The organism is Paenibacillus sp. R-74696 (genome assembly GCF_055814915.1).
Genome location: NZ_JBPULM010000023.1, coordinates 99250 through 112462 on the forward strand (window position 1 = coordinate 99250; position 13213 = coordinate 112462).

A 13213-nucleotide genomic window follows, 5' to 3' on the forward strand; every position below is an offset into this window, starting at 1 on the left:
GCCCAGCCCCTCCTTCAATTAAAATTTAATTGTTAAAGCCAGACTGTATTTCTTTAAGCGCGCCGTCCAAATCAACAGTACCGCTAATATAGTCCGTCGTTCCTTTCCAGAACGTGCCTGCTCCTACCGAGCCAGGCATCAGATCAGAGCCATCGAAGCGCAGCGTCGAAGCATTTTTCACGAGCTCGCCCATTCTGCGCTCCACATCCGTCGGATACCAATCCAGGCTTGCATCATTCATTGGCGCGATTATGCCACCGGACTGCACCCAAGTTTTAATCGATTCGCCTGTCGTGAAAAACTCCATAACTGCGCGTACTTCCGGACGGTCGTTATGCATCGCATACAAATCACCTGCAACAAGCACTGGGTCACCATAAGCCTCATCAATCGACGGCAAGTAGAACCAGTCATAATCTTCACCCGATTTCAACCCTTCAGGGAAAAAGCTTGTAATAAAGCTGGCTTGGCGATGCAGCCATGCTTTAGGCGGATGATCAAACATCGGTGTAACCGAATCCCCGAACGCGGTCGTTACGATCGACTTGCGTCCACCGTAAACATAGTCGTCATTCAGCCAAATTTGCGACAGCTTCTCGAATGCATTTTTCACAATAGGATCTGTAAACGGCAGCTCGCCTTTTACCCACTTATCATAGTTTTCTGGTGTTGTCGTGCGCAGCATAATGTCTTCAATCCAGTCGGTTGCGGGCCACCCGGTTGCCGCTCCGCTTTCGATTCCAATTGCCCATGCCGGATCACCGTCTGCGGCAATTTGCTCCGTGAGTGCCAGCAGCTCATCCCAGGTCTTAGGTACGGTATAACCCGCATCATCGAACTCTTTCTTTGGATACCAGACGAGACTTTTCACGCTGCTGCGATTCCATACGCCGGCCATAATCGATCCACTCGGACCTTCCATCGTCGCCATATCCAGCCAGCTTTGATTGTAGTTGCCCTTCAGCTTATCGGCGTCCAGAAATTGCGACACATCGATAACCTTGCCCGATTTCACGAAATTCGCCAGCAGGCCTGGCTGCGGGAAATCAGAAATATCCGGCGCATTGCCGCCGTCGATTCGAATGGAAATCGTCGCCTCAAATTCCTTTGAGCCTTCATATTGAATGTCGATGCCCGTTTGCTCCTCAAACGCCTTAATGCTCTCCTCGAATTTCACCTGGTCCACATCAACGAATGGACCAAACATCGATACCTTCGTTCCTTTGTAGTTGCCGGCAAGCGCCTGCTCCAGCGGCGAACCCTCCGCGTTTCCTGCCGGCTCCTTCGTAGCTTCCGCACTAGCCTCAGGTGTAGCTGTTGCTGCCGCTTCCTCGCTTGGAGTGCTATTGCTGCCGCCACTTCCGCAAGCAGCTACGAGCAGCGCCATAATTAAAACCATGCTCAGCATGAGCGTGTAACCAAACTTAAATGGCTTTTTCAAAAGAACCATCCCCTTATCGTTCATAGTCAAGTGAATCGCAAGTCATTCTCGTTGATGAACGTTCGCCGCATGATGTACGTTTGCAGGTTGTACGTCGTTCATGGAAGCTATATTCATAGCGTAATGATGCATCCCCCCCTTCACGATTGAAGCGAAATGAGATAGCCAAAGAATGCCACTGCTCCACCCAAATTGAATGCGCTTACATCAAACGTATTCAGCAAATGAACCGCAGGTGACAAGTACAGCGAACAAACATCAGCCTAGGCTTCTTTATGCACAGTGCTTTGGAGGCGAACATGAGGCGCAGGCAAAGTGGACTCTCTGATGATTAACTCGTGAGGAAGCCATTCTCTTAGAACAGCAGCTTCTCTGCCTTCGAGCTGCTCATGCATTTTTTCTACAGCTCTCCAGCCGATCGCATACATGGGCTGGGCAATCGTCGTCAGCTTCGGTATCGTCATCCAAGACATGCGCAGGTTGTCAAAGCCTACAACGGATACTTGATCGGGAACACGAATTCCGCGATCATTCAAGCAGGAAATAACGCCCATTGCAAATTCATCGGAGCAAGCAAATACAGCAGTAAGATGTGGGTGTCGGTCGAATAAGCGAGAGGTGGCTGCATATGCTTCTTCAAACCAGTGTGTTGCAAACTCTACGTAGTCTGCACAATGATGGAGGTTGTTTTGTTCGAGAGCCCGGACGAAGCCGTCATGGCGGGTCTGACCTGAGATGGGGTCGGGCAGCGTGAAGCAGATGAGGCCAATATGCTGATGCCCTTGTTCGATTAAATAACTGACCGCTTCGAAAGCAGCTGCCTCCTCGTCAACCTTGACGGATGGAAGCTCATATTCGAAAGATACGGTTGACACAAGCACGACAGGATAACCGCAAGCTTGCATCGTTTCGTAATACTGGCTCTGGACATAATCGCTGACGAACAATAAGCCATCGGCCTGCTGCTTGTTCAACGTATCCAGATAAGAAATAGTTCGCTCTGGCACCCGGTCCGTATTGCAAATCATCAAATTGTAGCCGAGCTGCTTAGCCGCATCCTCCATGCCGCGAATAATTTCGCCAAAATAAGCATTGCGGATGTCGGGAATGAGAACACCAAGCATTTGCGACTTTTTGAAAATAAGACCTCGGGCCAGCGCATTCGGGTGAAAGTTCAAGCTTTCAATCGCTTCTAGCACACGCTGTCGCTTATCCTTCGTGACCGATTCCGGCGCATTCATGACACGGGAAACGGTGCTGATGGATACGTTAGCCATTCTAGCAACGTCGCGGATCGTAGGCTTCATCGCCAAACCATCCTTTATTTTCTTTTTTTTGAAAACCTTTTCAACGTCATTATAATGGCTAAAATATCCTTTGGCAACCGTTTTATTTTTGCAGCTTCGAAAGCCAAGCATCGATTGCAGCTGCCACCTTGTCCGCTTGCTCGGCAGCAGATATCGTCGCATCATTGTCGCCGGACTGCTTGCCATAGGTACCAAAGCCGCCATGATTGCCGCCTTCAATCGATACATATTCGGTCAGCTCCGTAGGCAAATTTTGCTTGGACTGCTCCCAGGTTTCCTTGTTCAGCACAGCATCCAGCGTTCCCGTAATTTGCAGTGCCGCAAGCTTGCTGCCGCTCAAATCGGCCCCATCATCGGCATAAGCGCCCATGAAAAAGATGCCGGCCAGCTTATTCGGATTCTCTGCTGCATATCTTGCAGCAAATGCACCGCCAAGCGAATGCCCGCCAATCACATAGCTTTCTTCTGGATGCTCTGCTATGTATTCATCTGCACGGTCCTGCGCAGTAAGCGCCAAGTTAAATGGCATTGACGCCACATAAACGCGATGTCCAGCTTCCGCCAGGCGCCGCGCAAGCGGTGCGTAGCTTTCCGGCTTCACCAGACCTCCTGGATAAAAAATGATGTTAGGCAAGAGCAGCTCCTCGCCCGCTGCCGGCTCAAAACGGTAACCATGCTTAAGCTCACTTACCTGAACAGAGCCGTCGCTTTCCAGCGCGGTGAGCGCTTCTTCCAGCGGACTATACGTCTTCGCCTGTAAAAATAGGAAAATCCCCAAAATCAAAACAATGACGACAATGGCTGCCCATAACAGCACTCGCTTCCAAGGCGAACGACGTCCACGCGAATGACGGGATGGCGAGATTGCATTTGAACCATAATCCATTACCATTTCAAAACTCCTTTCAATTCAAACATAATCGGATGGCAGCATCCTTTGCCGCCATCCGATTATATTAGTTAGGTGCGAGGCACGCTTAACGCGTTTGAAAGCCTACCGGCTTTTGTCCCTTGTCTGCCATCCATACTCCGCGGCGGTCCTTGTCAAAGTCTGTTTTCAGCTCTTCAATGACCCGCTTCAAATCTACAGTTTGCTCGTAGTGCTTCTGAAGCGCCGCGGACACATACAGCTCATTTAGCTGGGCAAACGAGAAACCCTCGGTAAATAACGCTGCGTCCTCCATAAGTCCATCCGCTTCCTCTGCCAGTCTTCCGAACCCTTTGCGCTGCAAGTAGGCGAGCCGCAGCTCTTTATCCGGCAGCTTCATCTCATAAGCACGGTCGAAGCGGCCCGCGCGGTTCATGAGCGCCGGATCGATTTTTTCTGGATAATTCGTCGTGCCGATTAGAAACAGCCCTTCACGGGATGTTGCCCCGTCGAGCGTATTCAGAAAGAAGGAGCGTGCCGACTCTGGCATCGAATCAATATCCTCAATCACGAGAATCATCGGCGCCATTTTCATCGCAGCGGAAAACACCTGTTGAATCGAATCGCTCGTCGTATACTCCGTAATTTGCCAGTAGGCGACGGGAGCTTCTACGCTGCCTGCGATTGATTTTACAAGCGTCGTCTTGCCATTCCCCGGCTTGCCATACAGGAGGATACCTCTTTTATACGGTACGTTATAGGTTTGGAAAAACTCGCGATCCCGGGAGAAAAACTCATCGATGGAACGGTAAATTTGCTGCTTCAAGGAATCGCTCATCATCACCTCGTCGCGTTCTACCATACGCGTGATTTGCTCCTTGCTGCGCTCAAACCCTTCCTTCGTATCAGTAAAAATAGTCACGCGCCGCTCACTAAGCTGCCTTGCCTGCATCGCTTCGAGAAAAGCACGCATCGTCTCATCATTTTTCGCAAAAATAATATCTTCCGTGTTCAGGCCATACTGGCGCAAAAAAGGAATACGGGCGAACGCTACCTCATATTCGGGATAAGAAATGACATTATTGCGCAGCGAAGGATTGATCCGGTAATTGGCTTCAGACTTCGAATCCTCAAAGCGAAATGAGCGATCCTCCACCAAGTCGTATATAGCAGCCTCCCGCTTTACACCTTCGTATCCACTCGCGAGATCATCCGAAACCCAGTCCCACACATCGTCCCCGTCATCCTGCATGTACAGCTGCATAGGTGAGCCGAAGGCTTCCTCAAGCATGCTCTTAATCGTTTGGACGGCCGTTGCATAATTGAAATAATCATCGGTGGGTTGGCCTGCTTCTGCTTTGAAAATATAAGGTTTATACGTTTTGGTAATCATAAATGGGGCATTATCTCCTTTAAAATAGGAATTACGACCGGGCTTGTCCGCCACACCCGTTTCTATATTTGGACAAAAAAAGACCGCAAGCCATCAGCCTACGGTCCTTCTGCATATGAAGAGAAGCTGCCTGCGGCAGCGGCCTATAATAAATAAGCCATATCCTCTTCATGCTTATGCTTAAAACGGCCCGTAGAGGCCCATGGACATTATAAGGCTATGACACAAACGCTTCATGACCAAAGGCCTCCTTTCTCCGCAGCTTCAAGTTTAATAGAATAGTTGTCAAATGCTAGTTTGAAAGCCGCTCGCCAGCAAGCTCGCCATGCCGGGTTACAAAATCAAAATGCTTGTAGGCGATTGTAATACGATTGCCGCTGAATGTGCAAATAACCTCGTCATGATAAGGCGTAAAGACGCGGCAAATATCGAAAACCAGCGTATCACTGCTCAGCCAGGTCGCGCGGGCTGCTGCGGCTTCATTGGCCAGCTCATTGCCATAATACCATTCTTGATGACCAGAGTCCAGACGATGCATCCCTGCCGCATCGCTCCACAATAAAGTTGTCACTTCTCTGCCAAATATCAGGCTGAGCTCCGTGACCTCATCCTCGTTTTGCTCCACCTTATAATGAATCGTCCCCTCGGCAAACAGAGGGCGCGGCTGCGCAGTGCGCTCTAGAAGGACTAGGCTGCCCAGCTTCTCCCGCAAGCCCGCAAGCTCGGCTTCATTCTCTGGCAGCGAGTTTGGCAGCATGGCTGGCAGCAGATGCTCCCACATCATGTCCATCACTAGCTGCATGTCCTGCACGCCGCTGTTGATGGCAATGACGGCATCCTGCCCCGGCAGGACGACGCAAAATTGACCGAAAGCCCCATCGCCTCTATAGGCGCCATGTCTGCACTGCCAAAATTGATAGCCATAGCCCTGCTGCCAATCCGTGCCGGAGCCTGTTACGACGTCGCCATGATTGATGTTGTCCATCTGCTTGGCAGTCGCCTGCTCAATCCATTCGGCGGAAATAATGCGCTTGCCGTTAAACATACCTTTATCCAGCAGCATTTGGCCAAAACGCGCCCAGTCTCCAGTTTTCAGCCTGGCTCCCCAGCCCCCAGTAGCTTCTCCGTTAGGCGCCGCATCCCATACTGGACGATCAATACCCAGCGGCTCGAACAGCCGCGGCATTAAATAGTTCGGCAGATCATGGCCGCTCACCCGCTGTACAAGAGCTGACAGCATATGGCTTGCCCCACTGTTGTAGAGGAAAAACGAGCCTGGCTCACGCTCAATCGGCTGCTCGAAAAATCCTTTTATCCAATTGCGGTCGGCTCGATCGCCTACCTTGGGAGTGACATGATCAGACAACCAGGATTGGAACATATCAAAGCGTGCCGTGTCCTTCGTATGTCCGGTGGACATCGTAAGCAAGTGGCGAATTTTAAGCCCGCCCATATTGGCTTTGACCTCCTCGGTCGCTTCCTCGGGAAAATAGTCCAGCACCGCATCCTCCACGGAAAGCAGACCTTCTTCCACCGCGAAACCAATCGCCATTGAACTCAAGCTTTTAGTCAACGAATAAGCGATGTGCTGCCGATCCGCCTGATAGGGCGTCCACCAGCCTTCGGCTACGACATGCCCATGCCGAATCAGCATCAAGCCATGCAGATCCAAATGATTATCTGCAATGCCTGCCAAAAAAGAACGAATAGCTGCCGAGCTTATTCCCTGACTTTCCGGTGTTGCACGAGGTAATTCATAGGGTTTCTGCATTGTCGTCTCCTCTATAAAGGACTGATTATTTCCGGCTATTTGTCAAAGCGTCAAGCCCAAGCGCAAGCGAACCGGATAGTCCTGCATTATCACCTAGTCCTGGCGATACGATATAGTCTTCAATGTTGTTCAATATTTCCGCTGCCTGCACGTAACCATTCAAGGCACGTTTCACTTCGGCGTGAATAAGCGGGAACAGCTGCAATTGATGCATAACGCCGCCGCCCAAAATGATTTTGCGAGGCGACAGCAGCAAAATGCTGCCCGCTACAGCCTGTGCGATATAAAAAGCTTCCATCTCCCACGCCTTATGCTCCGGTGGAAGCTCTACTGCCTTCACGCCCCAGCGCTTCTCAATAGCAGGACCTGCCGCTACGCCTTCCAGACAGTCGCCATGATAAGGACAGAAGCCATCATACGTATCCTCAGGATGACGGCGGGTCAAAATATGTCCGCCCTCCGGGTGCACAAGTCCGTGGACCAGCTTGCCCTCCGAATAAACGCCTACGCCTACGCCAGTACCAATCGTATAATAAATGCAGCTATCCAATCCTTTAGCAGCACCCCACACCGCTTCTCCATAAGCAGCAGCGTTAACATCCGTATCCCAGCCATAAGGCACATCATAGTGAGCTTTCAATGCGCCAAGAAAATCGAAATTCCCCCAGCCCGGTTTAGGCGTTGTCGTAACAAACCCATATTGCGGGCTGGATTTATCAATATTAATCGGACCGAATGTGCCGACGCCAATAGCCTCGACCTGCTTGTCCTTGAAATAGTCGACTACATTCGCCATCGTTATTTCTGGTTTTTCCGTCGGAAAGCTTACGCGATCCTCAATGACACCATGCTCATTGCCAACGCCACACACAAATTTTGTACCGCCTGCCTCAATTGCCCCAATACGCACGATAATCCCTGCTTTCTATTCCTATGATCTAACAGAAATATACCATGCTGGGCAGCTAAGTGCCACCGTATATGCAAGAAAGCCTGCCTGATGTCTAGCTGCTTCAGAACAGACTCCTGCGCTTGTAGCGGGGAACCGCCTTTTTCGTAAAACGGTTGGCATAGGAGGAAGCGGCATAAGAATCCGGCTTGACGCGCGCAGCATAGGTTCCCATTCCCTGCACCCGCTCTACCATCTCCTGTACATAAAGCGAGGTTTCATTAACAGAAGGCACCGTTCCGGCATCGATATCAATGAAATGCGCCAGTGATGCCCCTTGATACACATAGGGCAGCAGCAAATCCTCCATTCGCTGCAGCACGCCATCCATGAAATAATAAGCAACCTCCTGCGACAATACCGTCTCGAGCGTCAGCTTTTCTCTGAGCTTCATCATTTCCCTGGGAACAACCGTTTGGCGGTAGCAGGCCCAGGCCCCTTTTCCAATTCTGCGAATGACAACCCCCGTAACAAACTTCGTATACCCCCGAAATACTTGACTGTCCGTCCCCACTACAAAATGATACGAAGCATGCACATCTCCAGCAATAAAGCTGCAAATCCGCTCACTCACATCCTGAAAGGTTAAGCGGCTCTCGGTCACATTTTGGAACGATAATCCCTCTGGTATAATCAGCTGCTGATTGCTTCCCACTATGGATACGATCGCAAATTCCTCCCCGTGTGATAAGGTGAAACGGCCGAAAGCCGTCCTCTGGCGGCAAAGCTTCCGTTTCGAGGGTGAAATATAAGCCCATTATAAGGGGAGAACTTATACATGCTTATATTTAAATAAATTTCGCCCGCTGGCAGGCGCTCCACTTCGTTGCCGTCCCCCGACTTCGATACCCGGGCTCCTTTTAATACCTATGCAAACAGTGCCGCAAAATAGTATTCGCCATCCGTTCAATAAAATTGGACATGTCAGCTCTAATTAAAAAAATTGTAAATCCGATATAATAAGTAGTTAACCATATATAAATGGCAAAAAAAGCCGCAAGGGGGAAATAAGTGAAGACAGCTCTTAAAATCCGATTCAGCATTCTTACTGTCATCATTGTAGCTCTAATCGCTACTGGCTGCTCAACCAAAGCTGCTACCACAGAGTCTGCAGCAACAGAAAATGGGCAAAAAACGCTTAAGGTTTATTGGTGGGGCAATGACGGGAGGCGTGAAAGAACGCTTAAAGTCATTGATTTATTTGAAAAGCAATATCCAAACATAAAAATTGAACCGGTAGATGCACCAAATGCTGATTATTGGACGCTGCTCGCTATGACAGCAGCTGATCAAGACTTCCCTGATGTCATTCAAATGGATTACAAATATATTGATGAGTATGCCAAGCGCAAGCTGATTTTGCCGCTGGATGATTTGGCTGCCTCCGGCAAGCTTGATCTTTCCGATCTGGACGCAAGCTCGCGCACGACAGGCACGATAGACGACAAGCTTTACGGCGTCGTTACCGGCATAAATGCCTTAAGCATGATGTACAATCCGGAAATATTCGAGAAAGCTGGCATTCCTGTTCCAGAAGCAGGCTATACGTATGAAGATTTCATTCAAACAGCCCGCGACCTTAAGGAAAAAATCAGTGACCCTAACTTTGTCCCGATCGGTACGGAGTCGCTCGACTTTTCCTATTACCTCAGACAGCGGGGAGCAAGCTACTATTCCCAGGACGGCAGCTCGCTTGGCTATGATAAGGATGAATATTTATCCGACTTCTTCACATTGGAGAAAATGCTTATTGATGACGGCCTAATGGCAAGCGCAGCAACTCTCAAAGACCGCTCAGCTGACAAGGATTCGCTTCTCGTCAATCAGCTTGCTGCTTTCCATAGGCTGACGAGCAATAACGTCGTCTCCTTTACGGATCTGTCAGGCACAGCATTAAAGCTGCTGCCGCTTCCAGCCTTTAAAGGCGGCTCTGAAGGAAACTACGTTAAGCCTTCGATGTATTTCTCGATCTCTGCCTATACGAAGCTGCAGGATGAAGCGGCTTTGTTCGTTGACTTTTTCTTCAACAACTTTGAAGCGAATGATATTTTGCTTGGCGAGCGCGGTGTTCCCGCCACAGCTAAGGTACGCGAGCATCTGCTCAGTACGATGAAAGAAGCCGATAAAGAGCAGTATATTTATATGGATGAAGTTGAGAAAAATTCTAGTCCGCTTGATCCGCCTGTTCCCCTAACTTCGACCAGCATCAACACATTGTTCACCAAAATCAGAAATCAAACGCTGCTTGGGCAAATTACGCCGGTTGAAGCCGCAAAACAATTCCGGGACGGTGCGAACGAAATTTTCGCAGATGCCGCTTCTTAGGCGGAAAGGACAATAACTGATGAAACTAACGATTAGTAAAAAGCTTTACGGCGGCTTTTTCTCGATTCTGCTGCTGCTCATTGTTATCGCCTCCCTTAACTATGTGGAAATTGGCTCGATTAACAGCACCTATCAGAAGCTGCTGCAAGAACGCGCCCATAGTGTCAGTCTGGTCAAAGATTTAAGTCTCTCTATTAAAAATGAAAACTTGAGCATTACAGGCTATCTTCTGATGAATGACGAGGCGGAAATCGATGCCTACCGTGATTCCGTTCGCCGTTATAATGAAGTCAGTCAGCAGCTGCAAGGCATGACAAACGATTCAAATGACTGGCTGCTGCTGCAAGGACTCGATTTGCTCCAACAAAGCTATACGAGCAATGCCGAGGAAATGATTGAATTCAAGAAACAAAATAAAGTAGAGGATTATATGCGCCTCGCCGCCAAAAACGAACCGATTATCAGCAAGTTTATGGAAACAGCGGATCGCTTCGTTCTGGAGCAAGAAGAGGTGCTCCGTCTAAGCTCGGAAGAAACGTCGGCCAAAGTGGCCAGCACCCGGCTGATGGTTCTCATTATTTCATTAATTTCGATTGTGGCCGGGATAGCTATTGCTTATTTCATTAGCCGGATGATTACGGTGCCCATTGTTCGAATTACTGCCGTCGCTGAACGTATTGCGAATGGGGATTTGACAAGTGAAGCCGTTAAGGTGAAAAATCGCGATGAATTAGGTGTTTTAGCTGCATCCTTTAATGCCATGTCGCAAAATTTGCGCAATCTAATTGAGCAAGTATCACAAAATGCGCTGCAAGTTGCAGCCTCGTCCGAGCAGTTAACTGCCGGGGCTGAACAGACGACTAAAGCAACCGAGCAGGTCGTTGAAATTATTGAGCAGGTAGCTGGCGGCTCCGAGCAGCAAATTAGAGTCGTTCAGGAGAGCGTAGCTTTTGTAAACAATATGTCAGTGGAAGCGAGCGGCATTGCGGCGAGCGCCCTTCAGGTTTCGGAAAAATCGCGGGCAGCCGCTCAGACTGCTGTAGATGGAACGGTCGCGGTGCAATCCGCTGTCGAGCAAATGGGCCATATTCAGTCCACGGTACAAAATATTGCGGAGGACGTTAGCATTTTAGGCTCACGCTCCGATGAAATTGGCAAAATCGTAGAGGTAATCGCTGGTATTGCCCAGCAGACGAATCTGCTGGCGCTTAACGCCGCGATTGAAGCTGCACGCGCGGGAGAAGCAGGACGCGGCTTTGCTGTCGTCTCCGCAGAGGTTCGCAAGCTGGCTGAGCAGTCGACCCAGTCCAGCCAGCAAATTGCAGTGCTGGTCCGCTCCATTCAGTCGGATACCGAGCGTACCGTCCAATCCGTTCATGACGGCAAGGAGGTCGTACAAGCAGGTATTGCTGCGGTATCTGCTGCTGGTGAGTCCTTTAACAACATTAAGCAAGCCGTAAATTCCGTGACCTTGCAAATCCACTCCGTATCCGAAGCCTCGCAGCAAATGTCCGAGGATACGAATAAGCTGGCGGCGTCCCTGCAAGGGGTAGCCGAGGTTGCAGAAGAAACGTCCTCCGGCGCCATAAGCGTATCGGCCGCAACCGAGCAGCAGCTGGCTACGATGGAGGAAATAACCTCCTCGTCCCAAGCGCTGGCTAAAATGTCAGAAGAGCTGCTGCAATTTGTTAAGGATGTTAAGCTATAGAGGTTTAATTTAGGAAATCAATAAACGCATGAAAAAAGGTTGAATTGGACGGAAGCCCAATTCAACCTTTTTTATTAAACCGACCTCTATGCGTATTCTGAACGAATGCGCTCAATATAGCTTTTGGAAAACGCCATTTGCTCCTCGCTCGCCGTCTCCATAATAATATGAACGCCCGGCTTGTACTTATTAAGCAAGCGCATATAAAGGCTGTAATTCATTTCGCCATAGCCCGCCGGAACCGTCTGCAGCTCTCCATTCGCATCGGGTTTACGATCCTTCGCATGAGCGCCTATGATTCGGTCGCCAAGCAGGGCAAACGCTTCTTCAATGACTTCATCCTGACGGGCAAAGTTTTCTGTCGTGAGCAAATTGCCCGGATCGATTACGACGCCAACATGCGAGGACGGGATCTGTTGCAGAAAAGCATGCAGCTCCGCCGCCGTGCCAATCAAATGACCGCTGGCTGCCTCGATGCCAATGAATACGCCCCATTTTTCCGCTTCCTCTATAAGCTCCTGAACCGTCGATTTTAGCGTCTTCCAGTCCTGCTCGGTATAAACGCCATCCGGATGGGTTCCCGTCTCAAAAGCAACCATAGGCGCGCCGAGCAAACGTGCGTAGCGAATCAGCTCCTTAAACCGTTCTATATTTTCGCGAAGCTTCTGCTCATCGCGCTCAAAGAAATGCAAATAACAGCCAAGCACGGAGATCGACACGCCTTGTTTGCGAAGCTCCTCCGCTATCGACATCGCGAGCCCTGGAGTCAGCTTGCCCGGTTTATTAAAATCGACATCATTAATAGCCTTCCACATCGCCAGCTGGATATGGCCAAATCCGGCAGCGCCCACCTTCTCAGCCAGCTCCCGGTAAGACAAGCTCTCAAATAAATGTGCCAATACGCCTACGGACATTTCCTTCACCCTTTCTTTTTTCGCAACAACAAGAGGATGTAATTGCGCCTCAATTCAGTATAACGAAACAAACCGATGTACAGGCGCTAAGCAGCCTAATATAACGGTTAATTGAACATTTTTACCTGATTTTTGACGGCTAGCCCGTCCAATATGATGACGCTTACTTTTCAAGCTCGCCTATTGACTTTAACGCAGCCTGCAAAGTCTGTCAATTGCCAGAAGCCGACACTTTCCTAAGCACGTTTTTCAGCATATAATAGAAGCAAGTGCTTTGAAGCATCGGGCACCACATAGCAGCAAACAGGAGGCATACGATTATGGCAATGAGCACAGCGAAGAAAGCAAGACAGAAGCTCGCACAACGAGGCTTAATGAATCCCGAGCAGCTGCGGGGAAGCTGGAATGGCGTGAAGCCTGGCGAACGAAAAACCCCTACTCTGCAAGAGCGAGTAAATAAACTGCATACGAAGCACAAAAGGAATCACGCAGGCAGAAGCGATGATTCCTTTTGTATTTATTGCGCCTAACAAGCAA

The 13213-nt window shown here is 49.6% G+C and carries 11 protein-coding genes; 3 read left to right on the forward strand and 8 right to left on the reverse strand.

Annotation, left to right across the window (positions count from 1 at the left end):
* Positions 1-25 precede the first annotated feature (25 nt).
* The 7 genes from ACSR9A_RS06840 to ACSR9A_RS06870 all read right to left on the reverse strand — a co-directional run bounded on the left by ACSR9A_RS06840 (position 26) and on the right by ACSR9A_RS06870 (position 8384).
* A complete protein-coding gene (locus ACSR9A_RS06840) occupies positions 26-1408 on the reverse strand; it encodes an ABC transporter substrate-binding protein (protein ID WP_473756353.1) in 1383 nt (460 codons plus the stop codon).
* Positions 1409-1704: 296 nt separating this feature from the next.
* Positions 1705-2913 (reverse strand): LacI family DNA-binding transcriptional regulator, encoded by a 1209-nt coding sequence (locus ACSR9A_RS06845; protein WP_473756311.1) that lies wholly within the window; start codon positions 2911-2913, stop codon positions 1705-1707.
* Entirely contained in the window at positions 2831-3640 is an 810-nt protein-coding gene (locus ACSR9A_RS06850; protein ID WP_473756312.1) for an alpha/beta fold hydrolase, read from the reverse strand. Before ACSR9A_RS06850 ends, ACSR9A_RS06845 begins: the two co-directional genes overlap by 83 nt.
* 85 nt (positions 3641-3725) lie before the next feature.
* Complete coding sequence (locus ACSR9A_RS06855; protein WP_473756313.1) at positions 3726-5009, reverse strand: AAA family ATPase; 1284 nt, start codon at positions 5007-5009, stop codon at positions 3726-3728.
* Between the two features lie 292 nt (positions 5010-5301).
* A complete protein-coding gene (locus ACSR9A_RS06860) occupies positions 5302-6780 on the reverse strand; it encodes a serine hydrolase domain-containing protein (RefSeq protein ID WP_473756314.1) in 1479 nt (492 codons plus the stop codon).
* 25 nt (positions 6781-6805) lie between these two features.
* Positions 6806-7690, reverse strand: a complete 885-nt coding sequence (locus ACSR9A_RS06865; protein ID WP_473756315.1) for an ROK family protein — start codon at positions 7688-7690, stop codon at positions 6806-6808.
* Positions 7691-7793: 103 nt separating this feature from the next.
* On the reverse strand, positions 7794-8384 hold the full coding sequence (locus tag ACSR9A_RS06870; protein ID WP_341279450.1) for a ribonuclease H-like YkuK family protein: 591 nt from the start codon (positions 8382-8384) through the stop codon (positions 7794-7796).
* Between the two features lie 356 nt (positions 8385-8740).
* Between ACSR9A_RS06870 and ACSR9A_RS06875 the strand changes: the two genes are divergently transcribed.
* Together ACSR9A_RS06875 and ACSR9A_RS06880 are read left to right on the forward strand one after the other, a co-directional pair.
* Positions 8741-10054 carry an ABC transporter substrate-binding protein gene (locus tag ACSR9A_RS06875; RefSeq protein WP_473756317.1) on the forward strand — a complete coding sequence of 438 codons (1314 nt, stop codon included), beginning with the start codon at positions 8741-8743 and terminating at the stop codon, positions 10052-10054.
* 19 nt (positions 10055-10073) lie between these two features.
* Positions 10074-11762: a methyl-accepting chemotaxis protein gene (locus ACSR9A_RS06880; RefSeq protein ID WP_473756318.1), complete on the forward strand. Its 1689-nt coding sequence runs from the start codon at positions 10074-10076 to the stop codon at positions 11760-11762.
* Between the two features lie 86 nt (positions 11763-11848).
* On the opposite strand, the gene ACSR9A_RS06885 is transcribed toward ACSR9A_RS06880, so the two are convergent.
* On the reverse strand, positions 11849-12676 hold the full coding sequence (locus tag ACSR9A_RS06885; RefSeq protein ID WP_473756320.1) for a sugar phosphate isomerase/epimerase family protein: 828 nt from the start codon (positions 12674-12676) through the stop codon (positions 11849-11851).
* Between the two features lie 320 nt (positions 12677-12996).
* Between ACSR9A_RS06885 and ACSR9A_RS06890 the strand changes: the two genes are divergently transcribed.
* A complete protein-coding gene (locus ACSR9A_RS06890) occupies positions 12997-13206 on the forward strand; it encodes a hypothetical protein (RefSeq protein WP_341279455.1) in 210 nt (69 codons plus the stop codon).
* Positions 13207-13213 lie beyond the last annotated feature (7 nt).

Excerpts from the sequence above, each read along its gene's own strand:
- ACSR9A_RS06840 (WP_473756353.1), bottom strand. The coding sequence starts at position 1,408 with ATGCTGAGCATGGTTTTAATTATGGCGCTGCTCGTAGCTGCTTGCGGA.
- ACSR9A_RS06845 (WP_473756311.1), bottom strand. The coding sequence starts at position 2,913 with ATGATGCGACGATATCTGCTGCCGAGCAAGCGGACAAGGTGGCAGCTG.
- ACSR9A_RS06850 (WP_473756312.1), bottom strand. The coding sequence starts at position 3,640 with ATGGTAATGGATTATGGTTCAAATGCAATCTCGCCATCCCGTCATTCG.
- ACSR9A_RS06855 (WP_473756313.1), bottom strand. The coding sequence starts at position 5,009 with ATGATTACCAAAACGTATAAACCTTATATTTTCAAAGCAGAAGCAGGC.
- ACSR9A_RS06860 (WP_473756314.1), bottom strand. The coding sequence starts at position 6,780 with ATGCAGAAACCCTATGAATTACCTCGTGCAACACCGGAAAGTCAGGGA.
- ACSR9A_RS06880 (WP_473756318.1), top strand. The coding sequence starts at position 10,074 with ATGAAACTAACGATTAGTAAAAAGCTTTACGGCGGCTTTTTCTCGATT.
- ACSR9A_RS06885 (WP_473756320.1), bottom strand. The coding sequence starts at position 12,676 with ATGTCCGTAGGCGTATTGGCACATTTATTTGAGAGCTTGTCTTACCGG.
- ACSR9A_RS06890 (WP_341279455.1), top strand. The coding sequence starts at position 12,997 with ATGGCAATGAGCACAGCGAAGAAAGCAAGACAGAAGCTCGCACAACGA.